This window comes from Rhizobium sp. C104 (assembly GCF_022354505.1).
In the GTDB taxonomy this organism is placed as follows: Bacteria; Pseudomonadota; Alphaproteobacteria; order Rhizobiales; family Rhizobiaceae; genus Rhizobium; species Rhizobium redzepovicii.
Map to the genome: position 1 here is coordinate 2,802,281 of NZ_CP092348.1, position 22,375 is coordinate 2,824,655.

Here is a 22,375-nt window from a genome sequence, read left to right on the forward strand (position 1 = left end):
CTTGCAACCGGAGGGTGGAGTGGACATCCGCTTTCGATCCGGCAGGCACCATGTGCTCAAGATCTGCGTTGAGGGCGCGAAGCTGCCGGGCGCTATGGCCGCCTGACCGCAAACTTGAGGTCCGCACGCGGAAATTATTACCGCTCCACCGCATGATTTCAATGACTTAGCGGAAAAGCCTTGAAATTCCCTCTCTTTTCCCATCGCGAGCGATCATCCACTCTCACTCCGAAAAGCACTTTGTTTACAGCTAGTTATCGAAACCCGTAGGCCAGCAGCACCGTAATCTCCTAGAGCGAACCGCGAGCACAATCGGCGCGAAGACCTGGCTGGGGACCCTTTTGACAGCGATCAACACGTGGCCGGCGTCGCGCCAAAAGCGGCTGCCGGCCTACTTGCGATGGATGACCGTATTAGGCCCGTCTACCGTCCGACCGCTTGCGGCACGAGATGGTAGGAAGCTGCCCTTAGTGAGAGAGCAAGCGGCCAAGAGCATCCGATTGGACGGTCTTGTCCGCTTGCCGACTGACGCAAGTGCCGACTATTGAAGAAGCGAAGCCCAGAAGCAACCGGAGAAGGTGCAAAGTCGGTGCGGTTCGGATGAGTTGCTCTGATCCCCCAAACTCTACCATCCGCGGTCCAGAAACTCGGTCTGTTCAAGCTCCGGAGTTCAGTGAACTGTGCGGAGTTTTATGGAATTAGTGTCTTTGTAAACTCGCAAAGTATCTCTACGTGCACTGTTGCTTTTTAATAAACTTATGGTACATATGTCGCTGTAGTTTTTTCACCAACGGGAGGAACTTTCTTGGCACGCTCTCCAGAAAAGACATCAGAAAAACTTTCAAAACTAGAAAAAATCCTACTCGACATGGACGTTGCATCGGGGCAGGAGAAGACCCAAAACGCAATTGTTAACATTGCTGCGTTACTCGCATTTCAAGATAAAATTGAAGAGGCAATGGGCGAAAGTGTTGGCCCAGCCGACTACTTTGCTGTGCTGGCGAACCGCGTCATGCAAGGTGGAGCAATAGTATTGACTGATGAATCTACGACCGGTCAAGTTGTAGAGGTCGAATTCTCCAAGAAAATCCGCTTCTAGTTTCTACCTTGTAGGGGAGGAGTAGTTGGGAGCGTTTAGGATATCAATCGTTGTTCCGACATTTGATCGGAATTCATCAGCTCTTGAACTTTTGGGCGATCTTAAAAGGCTGGGGGTTTTGGAGCGAGACGATGTCGAGATAATTTTTGTGCAAAATAACGCCGCGCTCAATGTGGATCTAAAATCTCGCCTTGAGCTTCTTGGAGCGCGATGCTTGCATCAGCCAAAGCGCGGCCAAGCTGCTGCATTGAACTGCGGCATCCTTGGCTCGGAAGGAGATGTAGTAGTCTTCATCGACGATGATGTGCGTCTCATCGATGGGCAATGGTTGAACAAACTGGTTGCGCACTTCGCTGACCCGAAGATCGGTTATGTGGCTGGGAACGTTATAGCGGCTGAGTTGATCTCGTTGCCGCAAATTTCGTGGGAGGCCAAAGGAGGGCTTAGTAAGGGCGCCGAGTTTAAGCGCTTCGATCAGTCCTTTTTTAAAAGCCCGCGCTTCGGCGGAGTTCCTCTCAGATTTGTCGCGTGTGGTGCAAACTCTGCCATCCGGAAAAGCATACTTTTGGACGTCGGATTGTATGACGAGCGATTTGGAGTGGGCTCAGCGGTTGGTCACTCGCAGAGCCACGAGATCTGCTACAAGGTATTCAGGGCCGGTTACGACGCAGTTTACGATACAAATGCGACCGTTAGCCACGTTCACCCCCAAACCTGGGCCGATCTCCGAAAGCGAATGTATAATTATGGCGTAGGTGACACTGCGGTCCAACTGCATTTCTTTATCAAATATGGTGATTTTCGCGGTCTGAGAGAGGCCTTCTTGGCGAGGCACGCCTACCTCCTAGGAAAGCTTTTTAAGAGACTTCGCGGGAATTACCCGATGCCGATGTCCGCTATACTAGCCGGATTAGCCGGAGCATCGGCGGGTCCCTTCGTTTACCTTAGGGCGTGCATCCAGGCATCTTGGGCGCAGTATCGTGATCGTAAGCCTAGATTTGGTGTTGTGCGGCGATAATTCTTAGCGGGATGATCACATGGCATTTGGAATGGATCATATAGACACCGAATTTCGCCGAAGGATTAACCGCCTTGTCAAAGAACGTCGTAAGTCTACGCTAGTAAACCAAACACACGACGTGCGTTTTTCTGCGACAGATATTTACTACGAGTTCGGCCAGCCGCTCCGGCGGCACGTGATAGTTCTTTTAAGCGCAGGATGCTCCATACCTACATGCACAATGTGCCCATTTACGAACTATAATTTGTTCGGAACCGGCGAGCAGCCGCCCGACCCGGTGGCTCAAGTTTATCGAGCATTGAGGAAACGGGAGGCACAGGGAGTTGATATTATTTCCTTGTACAATGATGGTTCTTTCTTTGCAGATTCAGAATTGGGCGTCGAGCAGCGTGCGAGTATCGCCCAGCTAGTTAACGACGCTAACATTCCTCGGTTAATGGTCGAATCTTTACCACAATTCATTACTCCGGATCGAATAGAACATTTTACACGACACTTAGACGCCAAGTTGACAGTCGGAATCGGGTTGCAATCAGAAAACGATTTCATACGACAAGTTTGCGTTGGGACCTCCTTCAACAAGAAACAGTTTGAATTATCTTTGGATGTCTTGAATAAATACGATGTCAACGCGAAGATATACGTCATGGTGAAGCCGCCTTTTCTGGGGGACGGGGAAGCATACCACGATGTTTTAAGTACATCTAAGTATCTAATGGATCTTCGCGTATCTAACGTGACGCTATGTCCGACCAGAGTAGCTGACAACACCATTGTTGCAGACTTGTATAGGTTAGGAATTTACCGACCACCGCATCCGTGCACCGTGCTTGCATGTCTTCGCGATTCACTGAGCTACGTTGATTCTCGCGTAGCGATGGTCAACCTTACTGCCAAGGATTTCGCATCTATTACGTCACTATCGTCCGAGGATAAAATAGCAACCGGTGTTTTTCAGGCACTTCAGTCGTTCGACAAATCGCATCGCTTGAAGGATTTAATACTGCCTGGAGACTTGGAGCAGGAGTTCAGCGAACACCGTAAAGACCTTATTACTCATTCAAGCCAGGATCTTCGTATAAATATGAAGGAGATGCTTCACGCATTGGAGGAGGAGAGATGACTGCAGACGGTCTGGCAGGTCGGACTTACATCGTTACGGCGGCGAATTCTGGGATAGGCAAGAATGTAGTAGAGACCTTGTTGAGAAATGGCGCGCACGTAATTGCGACTGTGCGTGAGGGGCGCCTTTTGGAAGTTTTCCATGAGCGTTTGGAAATAATTTATGGCGATTTGGGGTCTCTCGCTGACTGTCAATCGCTCGTATCGAGAGCAGCGACCTCAAGTCGGATTTCGGGACTCGTGCATGTCGCAGGCGCTTGGGTGCCGGGAGATATTGCGGCAGTTGATGAAGCTGCGTTTGATTATGCTTTTTCGGCTAACGTCAAAACGGCATTTAATATTTGCAAGCCGCTAATACCTGAACTGGAAAAAAATGAAGGGGGATCGATCGTAACAATTTCTTCGATGCTTGGATTATCACCAGTTCCGAATAGTATACTTTATGCTTCTGCGAAGGCGGCGTTAATCCAGTTTACTCGCGCGCTCGCGCTTGATCTCGGCCCCAAGGGAATTCGATGTAACTGCATTTGTCCCGGCCTCATAAAAACGGCACAAACTGCTAACGTATTCGACCAACCGGAGTGGGTCGAAAGGATAGTACAGTCTTATCCAGTGGGACGGTTGGGAGAACCGCGGGATGTTGGCGAGGTCACGGCTTTCCTACTGAGCAATAGCGCTTCGTGGATTACTGGGCTCGCCCTGCCGGTAGAGGGTGGCTATTTGATCTCCGCAGAGGCTTCGTGAGAGGACGGGATGTCGATCAATGTTTCGATGTTTTTCGGATTTCACGATTCAGGCGTTGCTTTCTCGAGTGACGCGAAGATTCTACTCTGTTTACAAGCAGAGCGTATTTTTCGAAAAAAACACATGCGAGCGACCAGCAATCAGCTAGAGTATCTTGTTGCAATTGGATTAAAAGAATTAAATTTGAGTATAAATGAGATTGATACGCTTTTTATTGGGAGGTGGGGATGCGAACCTACTTCTTTTATACATTTGCTTGGACGAAGGTTTGCGCCGGTTTGGACGGCGCACCACGCTAATCACATAGGGTGGGCGAAGTCGGTTGGGTGGGAAAGTGGTTTTGCGGTCTGTGCGGATGGTGGATCGGAAAACGGTTGCAGTGGCATCTACAAATTTAATAGTGGTGGCTATGAGCCGATCGCCGACCTCGATAGTACAATACTTACCGGAAAGTATTATGGAGCGATTACCCAATTATTGTTCGACGTTGATCCCGAAAGCGCGCATGTCCATCTTCCGGGAAAAACGATGGGGATCGCAGCGTTTGGGAGTTTTGATCCTATCCTAGCGAAGCACATACTGACCCAGGTGGATGGAGGCGCGATTCACACGGAAAGAATATCTAAAATCGCAGACTTTCTGCAGTTTAAATCGAGCTTTGACTCGCGCGACAGACGGCGTTGGAATTTTGCACATACTGCGCAAGCAATTTGGGAAACGCAGTGGTTGGAAACTCTCGCGCAATTCTGTCCGGCTGGTGAGAAACTTATTTTTTCCGGCGGTTGTGCATTAAATGTTCAGTTAAACGCACGCCTTCGGCACTCTGGTCTTTTCGCAGATTTATTTATCCCACCGACTCCGGGGATGACGGTCAGGCGCTGGGAGCTTTAATCCATCAGACGGGAGCAAAGTTGACCGACCCGTATTTGGGAAGAGTTTGGGGCAGCGCGGAGCGAGCACCTGAGCAACTCATTTCAGATCTCTCAAACAAAAAAATTGTCTTTTGGTTTGACGGGCGATCAGAAGTTGGCCCTAGAGCGCTAGGGCACCGAAGCATTTTCGGGGCGGCGGAAACACTGGGCTTACGACGAAAGTTAAGCGAGGAAGTTAAGCAACGTGAATGGTATAGGCCTGTCGCCCCAATTGTTCTCGCGGAAGACGCAGCTCAATGGTTTCATATTTCTCAAGATATTCCTTGGATGACCGAGGCTGTCGTTGCCAAATCGAATACGCTGGAGCGATCGCCAGCGGTTGTTCATGTCGACGGTACAAGCCGAATTCAAACCGTCAGATGTGAACAGGAACCGATCCTCCATGACGTGTTGACGCAGTACCAAGCCGCAACAGGGGTTCCGCTCCTGATGAACACGTCCATGAATTTGCCGAATGAACCGATATGCGACAGCCCGGAAGATGCGATCCATACCTTTAGAGGTAGTGGAGCTGATGTGTTGTATATTCACGGCAAAAGGTACACTCAGTATGATCTGAATTAGAGATGGTTATGGATCATAAAGTTTTATTTAGAAACGAGCTCATTGGCCCCACAATTAGGCATGCGGCAGGCAAATCTGCATTTTACGGGAGACACCTAGGCAAGAAGGCTTTCTCCGTCAACGACGTTGCGGATTTGAGTATCCTACCGACCACTAATAAGTCGATGCTTCGGGAGCTTTTATTGTCAGAGTTGTTAACATCTGACGAGCCGCCTCTCTTGGTCCAGCATACTTCGGGGACAACGGATCGTCCCTTCAACGTTTATCGAGGCAAGGCTGAGGTTGATTTTATTCAAGCTTTCTTCGAGGGGACCTTTGACCCCCTTGGAGACGCGGACATTGGCATCCTAGCCTTGCAGCCACTTTATCACGGGGAAGCGATACCGATAAATGTACAGGCTGAATACTTAAATATAAATGTTGATGACATGTCCAAATCCGGCGACATCATCAAGGATGTTTCCGAAAAGATTTTAAATGCCGGAAATAAACCAATCATAATAACGGGAATATTTCAGCATATCAAGATTTTGACATGCGAGTTGATTAAGAATGGTTATAATTTTAGTTCAAGTCCTGTTGTGGGACTATTTGTCACAGGCCAGTATGTCAGCGAGCATTGGAGGTCTGAACTTACGAGTGTGTGGAATGCGAAGACCACGCCGAGATTTAGTCTGACCGAGGGCTTTGGCGGGGCGATTTACTGTGAGAGGTGCCGAGCATATCATTTCGATCAGTTTATGGTTGCGGAAGTGCTATCTCCATTCACCCTTGAACCAGTCACAGATGGCGTGGGGTTACTGCACATAACGTCGCTATACCCGTTCGTTCAGCTAATGCCATTTATCCGCTATCGAACCAATGACATAGTGAAGGTACGGGAAACCGAATGTACAAGTGGACATGAAGCTTCAGTAGTTTTCCTAGGAAGATGGGATCACGCTGCTGTGGTAGATTTTGGAAATGGGGGTGGCGTGGTCGTGCCGCCATCAATAATTCACGACATCTTGGAAAAGGACGCGCTGGCAAATACCGGCGGGCTTTCTGATCGAGCGTCGTTAAATGGCGCAGGTAGCCCGTGCTTCAGATTAAGAATGTCGGAAATCCCCGCTCAGGTTCTAAATATTGATATTGAAATACGGGTGTTGCCTTGGATGTATCCGGATTCCTGCCAGGCATTTTCGGAGAAAATACTGGCTGAGCTTAGTCTCCAGGCACCTCATATTATGCATTCCCTGCAATCTTATGGTTTCGACGTTCGCATAAATTTGTTGTCGCCTGGCAGCTTGGGACCAACGGAGCCGGGAAGCATCCCGGAGGACTCAATGTACGAAAAGAGCTAGCGGCAATGCGGCCAAAGCAGATTCTATTAAAGCTATCAGACGAGCCGGCTGCCATTCTAGTGTGGAAGGAGCCAGACCATAAGGCTTCCCACTATCGCTTGCTTTGGCGCCGAGGAGAGGCAGACGTCGTATCACGGAGGGATCTATTAGGAACTGATGGATGTTTCTGGAATATGTCACTGGAGACAGCACGTGGCCTTTTAAGTCTCGCACAGGCTAACGGTCTGCTTTCGCAGAAATGGCAACGTTGGAACTCGTGTCAATTGCACACTTACTTTTCTAACGGCATGGAGCATGGATTCGCCGCTAATTTTTTGACCGACCACGTGTCGGATTGTGTTTGGCGGCGTCCTAGCGGGGTGCGCATCGTGTCCTGTCGCGAACCGTCGCCGTCGCGGTGGTGGAAAGTGTTGCTGATATCGGACGAATCGCAAATCGTCGGTGTACGATCAGTTTTAGAGCCGCCCGTGCCATCCGATCAACCAGGGTATAGATCGTTGAGTGGATGGGCGGTCTATCCAATATTAATGGATGCTGATGTGGCAACGCATAGGATTCATTTGAGTGAATTATTGAAATATGGCTGAACCGCGCGCCCTCGAATATTTTGTGTCTTTTGAGAAAGGACGGCAATCAATTGCACCTGGCAAATGAAGTACGACGCACGTTAGCAATGGGGACTGACGATTTGGTCCCTGATGATGGCGCAAAGTACGACAGCGATAGGAGATGAAGTAGTTGCGTATTCTTGTCGCAGGCGGAGCAGGTTTTATCGGATCACACCTCATCGACGCTATCTTACGGCGAAACGATGTTCGACGTGTTGTCGCTGTAGACAACGTTTGGACCGGAACATGGAGAAATTTGCGGCATATTCAGGACCAACGGCTCGAGCGTCTTGAATGCGACGTTGAGATGTTTAGCTCGTCTGAGAGATTTGATGAGATCTATCACTTGGCCTCCCCAGCCTCCCCAAATTGGTACATGGCGGATCCCGCGCGCACAATCTCTGCAAACGTTGTTGGAACCTTCAATTTGTTAAAGTACCTTGTTCCTGCCGGGCGCTTTTGCTTTTCCTCAACTTCGGAAGTGTATGGAGATCCGCTAGTATCGCCTCAACCGGAAAGCTATAGGGGAAGCGTAGACTGCACCGGACCACGTTCATCGTATGATGAGTCAAAGCGATGCACCGAAGCGCTTTTGTTTGAAACGGCCAGAACGAGAGGTACGGACATCAGAATCGCCAGGCTTTTTAACGTGTACGGACCCCGTGTCCGGCCGGAAGATGGAAGGGCTATCTCGAATTTTATTTGTCAGGCCATTTCTGGTCGTGCGCTTACAGTTTATGGGAGCGGATCTCAATCACGCAGTTGGGGCTACATCGACGATATAATAGAAGGATTGAAAAGGTTCTTTTGGGACGATGACCAATCTTATAAAGGACCGTTGAACATTGGAAATGATCGAGAAGTAACTGTTCTAAAGACAGCACAGTACGATGGCCTCTCTTTTCCAAGGGTCAACGATCGAGTTCTGCGAGCCGCCTCCACAGGATCCAACAAACAGGCGACCTGATTTAACTATTGCGAAAGGAGTCATACCAGGATGGAGGTGTACGGTGCCCTACGAAGAGGGTATCCAACTGACGTCGAAATGGTATATCAGCAATGAACAGCTTTAGGCGCCGGCGCTGTCCAGGTCATATTGACAGAGTGCCTTTTCAATTCAGCTTAGATCTGATTCACGGCTGCTTTCTAGGAGGCAGCGATGGCACGTGGAGACCTAATCGACGCGGAATGCGAATCGTGAAGCCGCTTTTTCCAGCGGAGCGTGGGCGTAAACCCCGTCACTCCCATGACAACCGCCAGTTCATGAACAGTGTTTTGCATGTTCTTCGGGTGGGCTGCCCGTGGCGAGATATGCATGAGCGATGGAAAGTGGAATTCCCTCTACGTCCGATTCCGTCGCTGGGCCGAGCAAGGGGTGCGCGATGATGGGGTCGTAGGACGAGCCGTTCGCTATCTCCCATCACGCACCCGGAAGCGGAAATTATTACCGCTAGCTCTTCCTGTTGACTGAGGCCCAAAGCCAGGGCACAAAGGCGGCATCCATGGTCGCTCGCGAAGGGAAAAATAGAGGGATTTCAAGGCTCTTCCGCTAAGCCATTGAAATCATGTGAGAATCCAAGGTCCTCAGGCAGGCTATTTTTGGACCTTCATACCACAACTTTTGACCACCAATCCTCAAGACGAAAAGTCTAGCCTTTGCAGCTAGTTACCGATAATTCGCGACAAACCGTTCTGTGATTTCCGGGGATCGAAACGCTACCTTTAGCCGCACGAAAACTGGCTGGGGACCCTGTTTCAGCCGCGATCATGGTCGCGCCCATAGCGGATGTCGAATCGCTCAATGGATGACCGGGCGGTAGCGGACTGGCAGCTCCCGGTGTCCTTCACTTCTATAGAAGACGGTCAGATCGAAGCGCGAAGTTTTCAGGTCCGGATTATGGCACACAGGCAAAAGGCTCAATCACCGGTGTAGGACCCTCAGCTCTTGCAAGGGATCGAACGCTTCCTCCAAATCGCTGCTTTCAGCCCTTCAGAATGCCCGCAATCCTAACCAAATCCGCAACTGACGATGCTTGCATTTTTCGCATCATGTGACCGCGGTGAAGCTTCACGGTGGCCTCAGCGAGCTGAACTTCAGCCGCAATTTGTTTGTTCAGCTTCCCGGCGACAACCAATGCCATAATCTGCCGCTCGCGCTCGGTAAGTTTGGAATACATTAGGCGCAATGCCGCCGTTTGACGTGCCTCTTCGCGTCGAGCGCTATCACTTGCCAAAGCCCGATTCACCGCTTCGAGCAGGTCCTGCTCGCGCACAGGCTTGGTAAGAACATCGATAGCACCTGCCTTCATGGCGCGGACAGCCATCGCCACATCGACATGAGCACTGATCAGCACCACCGACCTTGGATGCCGGCTTTTCGCGAGTGCCTCCTGAAACTCCAGGCCGCTTTGACCTGGCAAGCGAATATCAAGCACAATACAGCCGGCACGATCAGGATCATCCGCGGCAAGAAACTCTGCCACCGACCCATGGGTTTCAGCGACAAGTCCGACTGACTGGAACAATCCTCTCAAAGCTTCGCGGACACTTTCGTCGTCATCGATGACAATAACTGTGGGCTGCCCTCTCTTGCGATCATCTATCATGGACGACAGCGCCCTCCGCCATTGGCAACGTGAACGTAAATAGGGCCCCGTCCCCGTTCTCCCCAATGAAGCCCAAATACGGCCACCATGGGCTTCGACGATGGAACGGCATATCGATAAGCCCATTCCGATACCGTCGGCCTTCGTGCTGTAGAATGCTTCGAAAACGCGCTCCAATTCGTGGATAGCTACCCCGCGACCCGTGTCAGAAACGCTCACGCTGACAAGCTGCTCCTCCATAGCGCATCTGATGTTGATGTGTTTTGCTGTTGAAGAAGCTGTCATCGCTTCGGCGCTGTTCATAACCAAGTTGAGAACAACCTGTTGCAGTTGCGTTCGGTCTCCTACGACTTCGATAGGCGTTGCTGCCATATCAAGACTGAGCTCTATTCCACGCCGTTGAAGTTCGCCCGTCAACAGATCCAGCACCTCGCGAACGGCAGGTTTGAAGTCAGTTAGCTCAATCCTGGCAGGTAACTTCTGAGCCATCGCCCGGATACTGGTGATGATATCGCCGGCGCGATGCCCATCCCGGACGATCCTTTCGGCGGCCACACGCGCCTGCTCCAGATCGGTGTGGCCCGGCTGTAGCCACCGCAGACATGTGCCGGCATTCGTGACGATTGCCATCAGCGGCTGGTTGACTTCATGGGCAATTGAAACGGCAAGCTCACCTGTGGCCGTCATCCGCGTCACATGCGCGAGGTCACTCTGGCTTTGCCGCAAGGACTCTTCCGCCCGTTTGCGATCCTCGATATCCACGACGACGCCGTACCATCTCACAACATTTCCATCGGGATCCAGAAGGGGGCTTTGTCGAAGGTTGAACCATCGATATTCGCCATCGGCGCGTCTGATGCGGGCGTCTACAGGACGACTTTTTTTGAGGCTACGATATCGTCCCAAGCCATACGCATCGGCTCGACATCATCAGGATGAAACATACGATAAAAACCGAAGCCGACGATCTCTTCAGAAGGTAGACCGACATAATCGATCAAGTTTCGATTGAAATATTCAAGCCGGCCATCCGAGGTGCAGGACCAGGCCATGGCGGGTATCGTGTTGATGATAAGATTGAGCTTGTGTTCACTTTCCCTGAGCGCAGCTTCGCTTTCCCGAAGAGCATTCTCCGCACGTTGCAGGTCTTCGATATCGATGTTAACACCGAACCAACGAACGACGCCGTTGGCATCGACCAGCTTTCGCCCTGAGAAGTAAAACCAACGATAGTTGCCGTCTGCTCCGCGAATGCGTCCTTTCAAAACAGTGTGGTCGGAATGCTCGAGGTCTCTCTTCCAGATGTCCACCATGCCTGGAATGTCGTCAGGATGGTAAAGGTCCAGAAAGCCCCACTCGAGGATTTGATCAGCAGGACGACCTGCATAGTCCAACCAGCTTTTATTGACAAAATCGGCGCTGCCATCCGGTCGCGCTGACCATACGAGAACAGGCAGCGAATTGATGATAAGGCTGAGGTTTTCCTCGCTGGCCGCAAGCGCAGTCTTCGTTTCCTTCAATGCATTTTCTGCCTGTTTGCGGTCTTCTATATCGAGGACCACACCATACCACCTGACGACATTTCCTTCGGTATCGAGCCGCGGTTTCTGCCGAAGCGTGCACCAACGATATTGGCCATCTGCGCGCCTGAGCCTGCCCACGACCTCTCTGGCATGTTTCGAGGCCATGATGTCGTGCCATTCCGAAGCGAGATGTGACATGTCGTCGGGATGAAATAGCTTGTAGAATCCCACTCCGGAGATTTCCTCAAGCGGCGCCCCGATAAACTCGAGAAAATGCTGGTTGGCAAAATCCAACATGCCTTCCGACGTTGCGGACCACACCATGGCGGGGATCAGATCGATAATGGGATCGGTTTCCGGCTCTCGTTCCACCGCACTCTCCGTTCAGTGTTTGAGACGTTACAGAGCCCAGACGTTCCGACTCCATGTCAGGAAATGTCGAAAGATGGCCGATCGTCCGTCGGAAATAGTTACGGGATTTCTGTGACTTGGGTAAGGGAAAATCGATATACGAAGGTCTATGGTTGCAATGCCATCGTCTAGTTGCGCGTGACCTAGATCGCAATTGAGCGAGGCCATAAACCGGCTTACTCCTAAACATCGAAGCCTTTGATGAACGGTGACCTCAACGGATCCCTCGTCGCCTTCACATCGACCATTCACGTGCAACGAATTTCTACATCGCTGCCATTTCCTGACCTGAGGCAACAGCCTCCGGTGACGTTGTTAACCGCCACGGCGCTTGCGCGGTCCGAACGACCGACAGCAGCCCTCATTCGAAATCATTTTTTCATCTCGACTTTTAGGGAGACCATCATGCGTAGCTTGATTATGTGCTTGATGCTGGCGACCGCCAGCATGACTGCCGCAACAGTGGCGTCAGCGCTTCCCGCGCAGGCCACGACGGACGTTCGCGAGGCTCCGGTTCCCGTCCACTACCGAACCGCAAAGATCGAGGGTCTCGATATCTTCTACCGGGAAGCCGGGCCGGCCGACGCTCCGGTCGTGCTGCTGCTTCATGGTTTTCCGACGTCATCCCACATGTTCCGGAATCTGATCCCGCTGCTTGCAGATCGATACCACGTCATCGCGCCGGACTATCCGGGTTACGGGCAAAGCGCATCTCCCGATCATAGCAAATTTGCCTATACGTTTGGCGGGGTCGCCAATATCGTCGACAAGTTGCTGGATCATCTGGCCGTCAAAAGCTACGCCATGTACGTCATGGATTATGGTGCACCGGTGGGATACCGCCTGGCGCTGAAACATCCCGAGCGGGTCAGTGCGCTGATCATCCAGAATGGCAACGCCTATGATGAAGGGCTGAAGGAATTCTGGGATCCCATCAAGACCTACTGGTCCGATGGATCGCAGAAGAGCCGTGAGGCGCTCTCCGGTCTGGTCACGCTCGAAACGACCAAGTTTCAGTACACCGACGGGATGGAAGACGTGTCGCGCATCAGCCCCGACAACTGGGTTCACGACCAGGCTCTCCTGGACCGACCAGGGAACAAAGACATCCAGCTCGACATGTTGTATGACTATCGCACCAACGTGCCGCTTTACCCTGACTTCCAAAACTTCTTTCGTGAGCGTAAACCTCCCACGCTCATCGTCTGGGGCAAGAACGACTATATTTTTCCTGAGGCCGGCGCTCATCCTTATCTCAAGGACCTCCCAGATGCCGAAATTCATGTCTTGAATTCGGGTCACTTCCTGCTCGAAGAAAAACTTGACGTCGCTGCTCCTCTAATCAACGACTTCCTGGATCGCAACGTCGCGAAGAAGTGACCATCAGACATGGTCACCGGCGGTGTGACCAAGGTTCCGCAAACCCGAGGTCAAACCGCTGAACGGCGGTTACTAAATTCCAGATTTTGGAGATCTCCCATGCCGTACCATTTTTTGGAAGTTGCAATCACTCCGAATGTGCGGCTGGCCCAGACTGAAATGGGTGCCGATCAGATATGGTTGGGCGATCACCATCGAGAGTCGGATAGTTTCACCGACAGCGAGCGCGCCTTCATCGCTGCTCGGGACAGCTTCTATATTGCATCTGTGTCGGAAACCGACTGGCCTTATGTGCAGCATCGCGGCGGGCCGCAGGGCTTTCTCAAGATCGTTGACAACAAGACACTGGCATTCGCCGACTACCGGGGTAACCGCCAATACATCAGTACCGGTAACTTCGCCGCAAACGATCGGGCCTGTCTCTTTCTGGTTGATTACCCGCGGCGAGCCCGCCTCAAAATCTACGTGCATGTCGAGAAGCTTGCACTCGATGCCTACCCGGCACTGACCGATCTTGTTTTGGATGCCGGCTACCGAGCAAAGGCTGAGCGGATTTTCCGACTGCGGCTGGAAGCCTTCGATTGGAATTGCCCTCAGCATATCACTCCGCGTTACACCGAACACGAAGTCGAGAAAGCAGCGACACCATTGCGTGAGCGCTTGGCTCAATTGGAGGCGGAGAATGCAGACCTGCGGCGCCGGCTCGAAGCCTTGGGAGAAAAATAATGAACGCCACAAGACCCCCTTTGCCGCCGTTTTCGGCGGTTTCCGCAACAGAAAAGGTCCGGCTTGCAGAAGACGGTTGGAATAGCCGCAATCCCGAAAAAGTGGCACTGGCCTATAGCGACGACAGCCAGTGGCGCAATCGCTCGGAGTTCGTAAATGGCCGCCAAGCGATCGTCGGCTTTCTTACCCGGAAATGGCAACGCGAGCTCGAATACAGGCTGATCAAAGAGCTCTGGGCCTTTACGGACAATCGCATCGCTGTTCGCTTTGCCTATGAATGGCATGACGACAGCGGCAACTGGTTTCGGTCTTACGGGAACGAAAATTGGGAGTTCGGGGCCGATGGCCTCATGCGAAAGCGCTTCGCTTCCATCAACGATGCACCCATCCAAAGCCATGATCGACAGTTTCATTGGCCGCTTGGCCGTCGACCGGATGAGCATCCCGGCCTCAGCGATTTCGGCTTCTAAGGGGGAAGGACAAGATGAGGCATTCCACCTATCACCGCGTTGATATCAACGGTCTCGAAGTATTTTATCGGCAGGCCGGAGAACCAACCAAACCGACCCTGTTATTGCTGCACGGGTTTCCGTCTTCGAGCCACATGTTTCGGGACCTCATTCCGCTACTCGCCGACCGATTTCACCTTATCGCGCCCGACATACCGGGATTCGGCCAGTCGGAGGCGCCCGCGCGCGAAAATTTCGCCTACACGTTCGACAATCTTGCCCGCATCATCCAGAGGTTCATTGAGGTGCTGGGCATCGAACGATTTGCCCTCTACGCTTTCGATATCGGAGCGCCCATCGGTTTCCGCGTCGCGATGAAGTTCCCGGAGCGGGTGACAGCAATCATTTCCCAAAATGGCAATGCCTACGAGGAGGGGTTGAGCGACGTCTGGAACCCGATCAGGCGATACTGGTCCGATCCCACGACCGCCAACCGCGATGCGCTGCGCGAGATCATGAAACCCGCCGCCATCCGCTGGCAGCACGAGCATGGCGTTTCGGATTTATCGAACGTGTCTCCCGATGGCTATTCGCTCGATGCCTTCTACATGGCGCGTCCGGATGCTGAAGAAATCCAGCTCGATATTGCGCTCGACTACGCGAGCAACGTGACTCTGTATCCGATGTTTCAAGCTTATTTCCGCCAGTATCAGCCCAGGTTCCTGGCTATCTGGGGCGACAAGGATCCATTCTTCCTGCCCGCAGGCGCGGAGGCCTTTAAACGCGATCTCCCGAATGCCGAGATCCGTCTCCTCGATACAGGCCACTTCGCGTTGGAGACGCATTCCCGAGAAATCGCCACCGCAACAGCCAACTTCCTGACCTAACGGCGCTAGCAACCTCAGCCTGCTTCTACCGTGGCTGACCTCGCTGCGATGAATTCCGTTTGGCTTACTGATAGTTCAAGGACACTGCCATGGATCGCCCGTCAGCATCGCGCCAAGTGGTGCCCGAAGAAGATATCATCGAAGCGAGAGCATTTATCGATCTGTTCATGATCGCGCCCCAGACGCTCGTAGACCAGGCTGAGTTTCGCTGCATGCAATTGGGTACAGGTTGCGCAATATCGCTGCCCAACGCGCCCGCCATCGGTCTCAATCGTATCCTTGGCCTTGCAACACTTGAAGACCTCGACACGGCCTATGAGTGGATGAGCAGAAAGGCAGGCCGGCGTTACTTGCAAATGAACGCTGCCACCGCTCCTCAACAGACACACGATTGGATAAGGAAACGGGGCCTTGTTCCCCAAGGTAACGGATGGGCAAAGCTACGGCGCACAGTGCCTTCCACGCCACTCATCCATTCTGGAGAGGTCGCTACCCGGCAGGTCAAAGTCACCGAAGCCGAAATCTTCGGCTCGATGATGGGCGCCGGATTTGGCTTTCCGGCGAGCCTGACGCCGCTTTGGTCAGCGATCGCCGGTAAGGAAGGCTGGGCCTGCTTCTTCGCTGAGTTGAATGGCAAACCAATTGCGACAGGCGCGATGTACGCATCAGGCGGCTATGCGTGGCTGGGCGGTGGCGCGACAGTTCCCGAGTTTCGCAATCGAGGGGCACAGAAGGCCCTCATTACCGCGCGTCTGAACCAAGGCGCCAGTCAGGGCGTTCAGACATTCGTCGTCGAAACCGCCCAGCCTTCGGCCGACGAGCCAAATATCTCTCACGCCAATCTCATCGGGGCCGGATTCGAGCAAATTTACACGAGAATGAATTACCGGTTCCCGGACGGTTCATAAAGGGACGCCAGACACCCTGGGTTTGCGGCTCGAGCTGTTGCTTCCTTTCCAGTTGCCGCGCTTGTCGGATGAGTGCTTCGAACTCTGAGAGAATGTCATCTGCTTCCGGATCAGCCTGCAACCCCATTCCATCCTCCAGCACCGATTGATACGCGCGTTGAACGAGGTTCGCCTGCGATCCATCGCCGACGACATCAGGTCGGCCGTGGAAAGCAGTGTCGCACTCAACTCTCGCCGATCCCCCTGGATGTCCGCTTTCGGGATTCGGCTAGGATGCGCTCTACGGCCGCGATGGGGCGCGAAGCCGCCGTGCTGCGGTGGTCGCCAGTTCGGTAGCTTCGGCGCTCAGCGCGGCAATTATTTCCGCTAACGCCGCCGGTTGACTGATGCCCAAAGCCAGGGCACAAAGATGGCATCCACGGTCGCTCGCGGCAGGAAAATATAGGGAAATCAAAGGCTATTTTGCTAAGCCATTGAAATCATGTGAGAATCCAGGTCTCCCAGGTAGGTCATTTTTGACCGATTTTTCAATCCAAATTGGCGGTCATCTCCCGCACAGAAAAGTGGCGTCTTCTCAATAAGTTGGCCGATCTGGGCCGCAGTTCCTCAGGCCGTCGTGGTGTTCGAAGACGGCTAGGAATATTGGCTGGGGACCCGCGAGCGATGACCGCAACGGGGCCGTCAGGAGACTGGAAGCTTCCGTTACGCAAGCGACGAAAACAGGCAGGCCGGTCTTGCCCCTAGCGGAATTCTGATCCGGGTGCAAAACTGCAAAGGGTTGCGATCAATCGATGGGTCGTAATGCATGATTTGTTTATTGTCTGACTACTTTCAGACCCCCGGCTCCAACGTGGCGAGCTCGACGAGTTTGCGGTCACCTTCCGATAATTTGTCGGCCTTGAACTGCTCTTTAAAAACGGCGGCGGCGATGTTGTAGGCATCCTCGCTGTCGGGTTGAAGATTCGATGCGGCCCCCCACCAGTCGATATCCCGCTCTTCCTTCAGCGAGTAAGCAACGTAGTTGGCGAGCACACCAAGGTTGACGCTCCGTCGCTCGGCCACGGTCCGGACGGACCTCTTCAAGTTGGCGACGTGTCCGTTCGCTCCAGCGATACACTCCTGATAGAGGTCCTCGGCGGCACCCGAAAGCAGGACGTCTCCGGCGAACTGATTGGCCGCTCGCTCTTCCGCGGACTCCCTTCGCTGATCGTCTACGCCGTCGCCTGTTACGGTGTCGAACGTCTGCCCTGCTTCCTCGCCAGCATGGTAGAGTTCATGCAGAAGGTCGAATAGCCATCGGGCCTCCGCTCGAACCGACTGCTTCAAGACGACCACATTGCGGTTATTGATCCTCCAGCAGCACCCATGGAAGCGTATTGAATCGCTCAGTGGCACTACTGCGATGTTCATCTGCCAGGCTTTGCGAAGCACTGTTTCCAGAGACAACGTTCCGTCTGCTCCGGTGAACGCCTCGCGAGCCTGTTTCCAGTCCCGCGGAACAACAGCGCTGTTTTCGGGAATGGTGGCGGCGACCCGTTCCGCAATATGGTAAGCATATTGAGTATAGGCTCGTACGCGTAGCGGATTCGCATCCTTTGGTAGCTTGTAACGGACCAATCCGGCTGCGGCGCAGTTGAACGCGCGCGTGTCGATGCTGCCGTCGGAACTTACCACCAGCCCCCAGATTCTTCGGAGATATCCAGATGCCGCTTCAAGAATCTGGTGCGGCTCGCTCCCCGCAGCGGGGACCAACCGTCTCCGGAGAAACTTCGTGTCAATGCCACAAGTAGCTAATATTTCGGGGCTGCTCTGTGCCTTATGACGGAACGAGATGCTCTCATGGACGACGATACCCAGAGCATCCGCGATCTTGATGAAGTTGTTGAAGCCAGTCGTCTCGTAGTCGGAATCCTCCCAACGCTGAATCTGCTGTGGCTTCACGCCGATCCGGTCTGCAAGCTCCTTGTGGGTCACCCCCTGCGCTATTCTGGCCTTGATGATACCCAATGGAAACTCGTCGAGCGAGGCGACTTCAATGCGGTCGACTTTTCCCGATTTCAACAGGCTGTATTCTTCCAGTTCCCGCTTCAAAGTGCCAAGTTGGCTGTCCATCCCGTCGATGTAGGCCTTCCAGATCACGGGATCGGTATCGTCGGGAACGTCCTTGGTTCGTGCGGCGGCCAGAGCTGCCTCGAAGCGGCTTGCTTGAGTTTGCGTAACCCTGAACTGGCGCTCATTCTTGATCATGGCAGCGTTCCTAAATCTATGAGTACAATGCCTTTGGGCTTGCCGTCTTTGGTGTGCTGGAAGAAGCTCAGATATGGCTCCCCGAGGAGGGTTGCCGCGTGCTCGGCGAAAAACATCTCGCCGAGATATTTCGCCTTCTGAGCCGCCCTCTCATTGGAGTGGTCGAGGAAGACAGGGTCCAACTTCTTGGAATCGATTCCCTTTGTTTCGAAGCATGCGTCCCAATCTCCTGGGTTGGCTTTCTTCGAGGCAAAACTGCCGTCCACGTAAACCTTCGTTGCCCCTGCGTCACGCAGAGCACGGCAGGCCTGCAAAAGGCCTGCCATCAGTTCCTTTCTGCGATCATTATAGGCCAGAAGCGTCTCGGCCTCCGTCCACGACAGAGAGTGGATTCCTTTGGGTAACCTCCCAGTTACGCCACCAAATTTCAACGTCATGGCAACCTTTATGTTGTGTTCTGGCAAATTTAGTCAAGCAAATTCTTGTTCAGCTTCCGAATGATGCGTGAAGCAGCCACCCGCTTGAACTTCCGAACCTCACACAAAAGGGTGGATTCGCGAAGAGATCGTCGTTTGCGCCAAATGGTTTGCAACAGTTGCTACCAATATCCACTGTTCAGCCTTATTAGTGAGAGTTTTAATGAGGCGCGCCTTTTGCGCGGGGAGACATGATGCAATGCTAGATCTTCGTCCGCTCTAGGACGCGGAAGATGTCGGCATAAACGGCCAACACGGGCGCGCAAAGCTGGCGGGCGCTTAATGGCCGCCTCACCGCGAACTTCAGGTTCGAAAGCGGAAATTATTGCCGCTCGCCCGCCCGGTTGACTGATGCCCAAAGCCAGGGCACAAAGGTGGCATCCACGGTCGCTCGCGGCAGGAAGATATAGGGAGTTTCAAGGATTTTCCGATAAGCCATTGAAATTATGTGAGAATCCAGGGTCCCCAGGCAAGTCGTTTTTGACTGATTTTTCGATCCAAACTGGCTACTATCTCCCGCACGGAAAAGTGACGTCTTCTCAATAAGTTGGGCGATCTCCGCCGCAGTTCCGTTGGCCATCCGTCGTGCTCGAAGGCGGCTAGGAAAATTGGCTGGGGACCTTTGTATCCGGTCGGCACCTGAAATTCGCTCAACTCAATTTGATCCACGCTGCCGAAGAGCGTCCACAATTACCGCCATGGCAGGCGACATCTGACGTCTGCTGGGATAGTAGAGATGGTAGCCGGTGAATGGGTGGCTCCAGTCATCTAAGACAGCTTGCAAACGGCCATCGGCAATATGCTCCTCCACAAGGTTGTCAGGAACGTAGGCGATGCCGAAGCCTGAGACCGCGGCCTCTAGCTGCGAAATCGAGGAGTTGAAACTTAACTGGCCATCCACCCTCACCCGCAGTTCCCGGCCGTCTTTTTCGAACTCCCACGCGTAGAAGCCGCCGAGCGTCGCCTGCCGCATGTTGATGCAGACGTGACCCACTAGATCCTGAGGCGCCTGAGGACGCCTGCGTCTGGCGAAGTATTTTGGTGAAGCGACTGCGCGGAGCCGCCAATCAGGACCGATCCGGACGGCGATCATATCCTTGTCGACGTTTTCCCCAAGGCGAACGCCGGCATCGAAGCGTTCTTCCACGATGTTGCGCATTCCATTGTCGGCGTAGAGCTCCACCTTGACGTCGGGATATTTGTCGAGAACGACAGATAACTTTGGCCATACGGTTGTCTGCAGAGCATGATCGGACAAGGTCAACCTGACGGTGCCGGAGGGCTTCTCGCGGAATGCGACCAGATCTCCAAGATCCGCTTCAATGCCTTCAAACCGAGGTAAGATCGATCTGAACAGGCGTTCTCCAGCGTCCGTCGTCGCGACGCTGCGGGTCGTTCTTGTAAGAAGACGGACGCCTAGGCGGGCCTCCAACTGCTTGATTGTATGACTGAGGGTAGACTGAGACGTCGCAAGGTTTGCGGCTGCCTTGGTAAAGCTCCCTTCCTTCGCAACCTCCAGGAACCACAACAAGTCCTTCATGTCCTCGCGTTGCATCTGCGCATCCTATTCATGTTGAAAATCGATAGGTCCATGCGGATTGGTCCATCTAATCCGAAAAGTAGATGAGGACTATCTTCAGCGCAACGTTGAACAGTGAAGGTCCAAGACAAAGCCATGACGCTCACCTTAGACAACATCGAACGGAAACCGTCGGCATGGGGGGCCGTTCTATCCATGACCCTGTGCGTGTTCGTGCTGATCGCGTCGGAGTTCATGCCTGTCAGCCTGCTGACCCCTATCGCTCTCGACCTAGGCGTTTTGGAAGGAAATACGGGTCAGGCGATTTCGATCTCCGGGATCTTCGCGGTGATAACGAGCCTGTCCATCGCCACCCTGGCAGGTCGACTTGACCGGCGCCTGCTCGTGCTGGCCTTGACCGCGCTACTGATGTTGTCCGGCATCCTCGTCACCATCGCACCGTCCTACTCGGTCCTGATGCTCGGCCGAGCGCTGCTCGGCATCTCGATCGGCGGCTTCTGGTCGATGTCGACGTCGATCGTGATGCGCCTCGTCGACAGGGATCAGGTACCAAAGGCGCTCGCGCTGCTGAACGCCGGCAATGCCATCGCCGCGACGATTTCGGCTCCGCTTGGCAGCCTTCTCGGCGCCTACATCGGCTGGCGCGGCGCCTTCTTCCTTGTCGTACCGATCGCGCTGCTCGCTCTTATCTGGCAGTGGATAAGCCTGCCCAGCCTTTCGCCACGCGGAGAAGCATCAGGAAACGTGTTCCGGCTTCTTGGACGGCTACCCGTCGCGCTCGGCATGGCGGCGATCCTTCTCCTGTTTATGGGTCAGTTCGCGCTCTTCACCTATCTGAGGCCGTTCCTGGAAACGGTCACCAGACTGGACATCGAAACCCTTTCCATCGCCCTTCTGGTGATGGGTCTGGCCGGAGCGGTCGGCACATGGGTCATCGGAAAGCTTCTATCCCGCCGACTGTTCATCATTCTCGTCGCCATTCCGCTGCTGATGGCCTGCATCGCTGTCGCGATGATCGGTTTTGGCGAGATGAACCTCGCCGTGATCCTGTCCCTGATAGGATGGGGTTTCCTCGGAACCGCCGCTCCGGTCGGCTGGGGCACATGGTTGAGCCGGGCACTTCCCGACGACGCGGAAGCGGGCGGCGGCCTGCAGGTGGCCGTTATCCAGCTTGCGATCACGGCTGGCGCATCCCTCGGCGGCCTGCTCTTCGACACGCTCGGCTGGCGCTCGACTTTCACGCTCGCCGCCGTGCTGCTGATCGGCTCGTCGATTATGTCCATTGCCACATGGCGTGCCACCAGGAGGTCCCGATGAGCGTGTCGCGCATAGGTCCGACCCGCCGCGGCCTTCTCGTCTCGGCGGCGGCAGCCGCAATCTTACCGACAAGAGTGTTCAGCCAAAACGGCCCTGACGATCAGGAGCGCACCGACGTGAAGATCAGATTGATATTCGACACGCACACGATGACCGCGACCCTCTACGACAACCCGTCGGCACGCGACTTCGTTTCGATGCTGCCACTGCAGTTGGAGATCGACGACTTCGGCTCCAACGAGAAGATCGCCTACTTGCCCCGCAAACTGACGGTGAACGGGCACGGCCCATTCTCGAACGAGCGGCCATACGACCTCTGCTACTACATGCCCTGGGGCAATCTGGCGATGTTCCACGCCGACTACAAGCATCCGGGCCTCGTGCGCCTCGGCCGCTTCGACGACGGCTACAAGGCGCTGCATGTCCGGGGGAAATTCCCACTGCGCATCGAACGCATCCAGTAAGTCAAAAC

General features: G+C 53.7%; 20 protein-coding genes and 2 pseudogenes. 16 read left to right on the forward strand and 6 right to left on the reverse strand.

Annotated features, from left to right (window positions below; all coding sequences use genetic code 11):
• The first annotated feature begins 805 nt into the window (after nucleotides 1-805).
• The 9 genes and pseudogenes from MF410_RS15055 (at nucleotide 806) to MF410_RS15095 (ending at nucleotide 8,819) form a co-directional block, all read left to right on the forward strand.
• Nucleotides 806-1,099 (forward strand): hypothetical protein, encoded by a 294-nt coding sequence (locus MF410_RS15055; protein WP_239619855.1) that lies wholly within the window; start codon nucleotides 806-808, stop codon nucleotides 1,097-1,099.
• Nucleotides 1,100-1,124: 25 nt separating this feature from the next.
• Nucleotides 1,125-2,117, forward strand: coding sequence for a glycosyltransferase (locus MF410_RS15060; RefSeq protein WP_239619856.1), 993 nt, complete (start codon nucleotides 1,125-1,127; stop codon nucleotides 2,115-2,117).
• Between the two features lie 19 nt (nucleotides 2,118-2,136).
• Entirely contained in the window at nucleotides 2,137-3,243 is a 1,107-nt protein-coding gene (locus tag MF410_RS15065; protein WP_239619857.1) for a hypothetical protein, read from the forward strand.
• A complete protein-coding gene (locus MF410_RS15070) occupies nucleotides 3,240-3,986 on the forward strand; it encodes an SDR family oxidoreductase (protein ID WP_239619858.1) in 747 nt (248 codons plus the stop codon). Before MF410_RS15065 ends, MF410_RS15070 begins: the two co-directional genes overlap by 4 nt.
• A gap of 9 nt (nucleotides 3,987-3,995) precedes the next feature.
• Nucleotides 3,996-4,877, forward strand: coding sequence for a carbamoyltransferase N-terminal domain-containing protein (locus MF410_RS15075; RefSeq protein ID WP_239619859.1), 882 nt, complete (start codon nucleotides 3,996-3,998; stop codon nucleotides 4,875-4,877).
• A gap of 20 nt (nucleotides 4,878-4,897) precedes the next feature.
• Nucleotides 4,898-5,482 (forward strand): carbamoyltransferase C-terminal domain-containing protein, encoded by a 585-nt coding sequence (locus tag MF410_RS15080; protein ID WP_239619860.1) that lies wholly within the window; start codon nucleotides 4,898-4,900, stop codon nucleotides 5,480-5,482.
• Between the two features lie 8 nt (nucleotides 5,483-5,490).
• Entirely contained in the window at nucleotides 5,491-6,825 is a 1,335-nt protein-coding gene (locus tag MF410_RS15085; protein ID WP_239619861.1) for a hypothetical protein, read from the forward strand.
• A gap of 738 nt (nucleotides 6,826-7,563) precedes the next feature.
• Nucleotides 7,564-8,506: pseudogene (locus tag MF410_RS15090) on the forward strand (NAD-dependent epimerase/dehydratase family protein).
• 115 nt (nucleotides 8,507-8,621) lie between these two features.
• The gene (locus tag MF410_RS15095; protein ID WP_239619862.1) at nucleotides 8,622-8,819 is read left to right on the forward strand and encodes a transposase; all 198 of its coding nucleotides are present in this window, start codon (nucleotides 8,622-8,624) and stop codon (nucleotides 8,817-8,819) included.
• Between the two features lie 596 nt (nucleotides 8,820-9,415).
• On the opposite strand, the gene MF410_RS15100 is transcribed toward MF410_RS15095, so the two are convergent.
• From MF410_RS15100 to MF410_RS36640, 3 genes and pseudogenes are all read right to left on the reverse strand, one after another.
• A complete protein-coding gene (locus MF410_RS15100) occupies nucleotides 9,416-10,039 on the reverse strand; it encodes a response regulator (protein WP_018486467.1) in 624 nt (207 codons plus the stop codon).
• Between the two features lie 126 nt (nucleotides 10,040-10,165).
• Nucleotides 10,166-10,945: pseudogene (locus MF410_RS36635) on the reverse strand (ATP-binding protein); the annotation flags it as partial.
• Nucleotides 10,906-11,934, reverse strand: coding sequence for a PAS domain S-box protein (locus MF410_RS36640; protein ID WP_275593016.1), 1,029 nt, complete (start codon nucleotides 11,932-11,934; stop codon nucleotides 10,906-10,908). The gene MF410_RS36640 and the pseudogene MF410_RS36635, both read right to left, overlap by 40 nt.
• A 444-nt stretch (nucleotides 11,935-12,378) precedes the next feature.
• On the opposite strand from MF410_RS36640, the gene MF410_RS15110 reads away from it, so the two are divergent.
• The 5 genes from MF410_RS15110 (at nucleotide 12,379) to MF410_RS15130 (ending at nucleotide 16,323) form a co-directional block, all read left to right on the forward strand.
• Nucleotides 12,379-13,353, forward strand: a complete 975-nt coding sequence (locus MF410_RS15110; RefSeq protein WP_024321371.1) for an alpha/beta hydrolase — start codon at nucleotides 12,379-12,381, stop codon at nucleotides 13,351-13,353.
• A gap of 99 nt (nucleotides 13,354-13,452) precedes the next feature.
• Nucleotides 13,453-14,079, forward strand: coding sequence for a pyridoxamine 5'-phosphate oxidase family protein (locus MF410_RS15115; protein ID WP_239619863.1), 627 nt, complete (start codon nucleotides 13,453-13,455; stop codon nucleotides 14,077-14,079).
• Nucleotides 14,079-14,549 carry a nuclear transport factor 2 family protein gene (locus MF410_RS15120; RefSeq protein ID WP_018486471.1) on the forward strand — a complete coding sequence of 157 codons (471 nt, stop codon included), beginning with the start codon at nucleotides 14,079-14,081 and terminating at the stop codon, nucleotides 14,547-14,549. The genes MF410_RS15115 and MF410_RS15120 overlap by 1 nt, the downstream gene beginning before the upstream one ends.
• A gap of 14 nt (nucleotides 14,550-14,563) precedes the next feature.
• On the forward strand, nucleotides 14,564-15,415 hold the full coding sequence (locus MF410_RS15125; protein ID WP_018486472.1) for an alpha/beta hydrolase: 852 nt from the start codon (nucleotides 14,564-14,566) through the stop codon (nucleotides 15,413-15,415).
• An 89-nt stretch (nucleotides 15,416-15,504) separates the two neighbouring features.
• Complete coding sequence (locus MF410_RS15130; protein ID WP_115112108.1) at nucleotides 15,505-16,323, forward strand: GNAT family N-acetyltransferase; 819 nt, start codon at nucleotides 15,505-15,507, stop codon at nucleotides 16,321-16,323.
• Nucleotides 16,324-17,154: 831 nt separating this feature from the next.
• Here the strand turns inward: MF410_RS15130 and MF410_RS15135 are convergent.
• From MF410_RS15135 to MF410_RS15145, 3 genes are all read right to left on the reverse strand, one after another.
• Complete coding sequence (locus MF410_RS15135) at nucleotides 17,155-18,570, reverse strand: XRE family transcriptional regulator (protein ID WP_239619864.1); 1,416 nt, start codon at nucleotides 18,568-18,570, stop codon at nucleotides 17,155-17,157.
• Nucleotides 18,567-19,007, reverse strand: coding sequence for a hypothetical protein (locus tag MF410_RS15140; protein ID WP_239619865.1), 441 nt, complete (start codon nucleotides 19,005-19,007; stop codon nucleotides 18,567-18,569). The genes MF410_RS15135 and MF410_RS15140 overlap by 4 nt, the downstream gene beginning before the upstream one ends.
• A gap of 694 nt (nucleotides 19,008-19,701) precedes the next feature.
• The gene (locus tag MF410_RS15145) at nucleotides 19,702-20,601 is read right to left on the reverse strand and encodes a LysR family transcriptional regulator (RefSeq protein WP_239619866.1); all 900 of its coding nucleotides are present in this window, start codon (nucleotides 20,599-20,601) and stop codon (nucleotides 19,702-19,704) included.
• 120 nt (nucleotides 20,602-20,721) lie between these two features.
• On the opposite strand from MF410_RS15145, the gene MF410_RS15150 reads away from it, so the two are divergent.
• Complete coding sequence (locus tag MF410_RS15150) at nucleotides 20,722-21,903, forward strand: MFS transporter (RefSeq protein ID WP_239619867.1); 1,182 nt, start codon at nucleotides 20,722-20,724, stop codon at nucleotides 21,901-21,903.
• The gene (locus MF410_RS15155) at nucleotides 21,900-22,367 is read left to right on the forward strand and encodes a cyclophilin-like fold protein (RefSeq protein ID WP_239619868.1); all 468 of its coding nucleotides are present in this window, start codon (nucleotides 21,900-21,902) and stop codon (nucleotides 22,365-22,367) included. Before MF410_RS15150 ends, MF410_RS15155 begins: the two co-directional genes overlap by 4 nt.
• Nucleotides 22,368-22,375: the final 8 nt, after the last annotated feature.

What these genes read in the sequence shown, in the direction of transcription:
- MF410_RS15065 (WP_239619857.1), top strand. Translation starts at nt 2,137, where the DNA reads ATGGCATTTGGAATGGATCATATAGACACCGAATTTCGCCGAAGGATT.
- MF410_RS15070 (WP_239619858.1), top strand. Translation starts at nt 3,240, where the DNA reads ATGACTGCAGACGGTCTGGCAGGTCGGACTTACATCGTTACGGCGGCG.
- MF410_RS15075 (WP_239619859.1), top strand. Translation starts at nt 3,996, where the DNA reads ATGTCGATCAATGTTTCGATGTTTTTCGGATTTCACGATTCAGGCGTT.
- MF410_RS15085 (WP_239619861.1), top strand. Translation starts at nt 5,491, where the DNA reads ATGGATCATAAAGTTTTATTTAGAAACGAGCTCATTGGCCCCACAATT.
- MF410_RS15095 (WP_239619862.1), top strand. Translation starts at nt 8,622, where the DNA reads ATGCGAATCGTGAAGCCGCTTTTTCCAGCGGAGCGTGGGCGTAAACCC.
- MF410_RS15100 (WP_018486467.1), bottom strand. Translation starts at nt 10,039, where the DNA reads ATGATAGATGATCGCAAGAGAGGGCAGCCCACAGTTATTGTCATCGAT.
- MF410_RS15110 (WP_024321371.1), top strand. Translation starts at nt 12,379, where the DNA reads ATGCGTAGCTTGATTATGTGCTTGATGCTGGCGACCGCCAGCATGACT.
- MF410_RS15115 (WP_239619863.1), top strand. Translation starts at nt 13,453, where the DNA reads ATGCCGTACCATTTTTTGGAAGTTGCAATCACTCCGAATGTGCGGCTG.
- MF410_RS15120 (WP_018486471.1), top strand. Translation starts at nt 14,079, where the DNA reads ATGAACGCCACAAGACCCCCTTTGCCGCCGTTTTCGGCGGTTTCCGCA.
- MF410_RS15125 (WP_018486472.1), top strand. Translation starts at nt 14,564, where the DNA reads ATGAGGCATTCCACCTATCACCGCGTTGATATCAACGGTCTCGAAGTA.
- MF410_RS15130 (WP_115112108.1), top strand. Translation starts at nt 15,505, where the DNA reads ATGGATCGCCCGTCAGCATCGCGCCAAGTGGTGCCCGAAGAAGATATC.
- MF410_RS15135 (WP_239619864.1), bottom strand. Translation starts at nt 18,570, where the DNA reads ATGATCAAGAATGAGCGCCAGTTCAGGGTTACGCAAACTCAAGCAAGC.
- MF410_RS15140 (WP_239619865.1), bottom strand. Translation starts at nt 19,007, where the DNA reads ATGACGTTGAAATTTGGTGGCGTAACTGGGAGGTTACCCAAAGGAATC.
- MF410_RS15145 (WP_239619866.1), bottom strand. Translation starts at nt 20,601, where the DNA reads ATGCAACGCGAGGACATGAAGGACTTGTTGTGGTTCCTGGAGGTTGCG.
- MF410_RS15150 (WP_239619867.1), top strand. Translation starts at nt 20,722, where the DNA reads ATGACGCTCACCTTAGACAACATCGAACGGAAACCGTCGGCATGGGGG.
- MF410_RS15155 (WP_239619868.1), top strand. Translation starts at nt 21,900, where the DNA reads ATGAGCGTGTCGCGCATAGGTCCGACCCGCCGCGGCCTTCTCGTCTCG.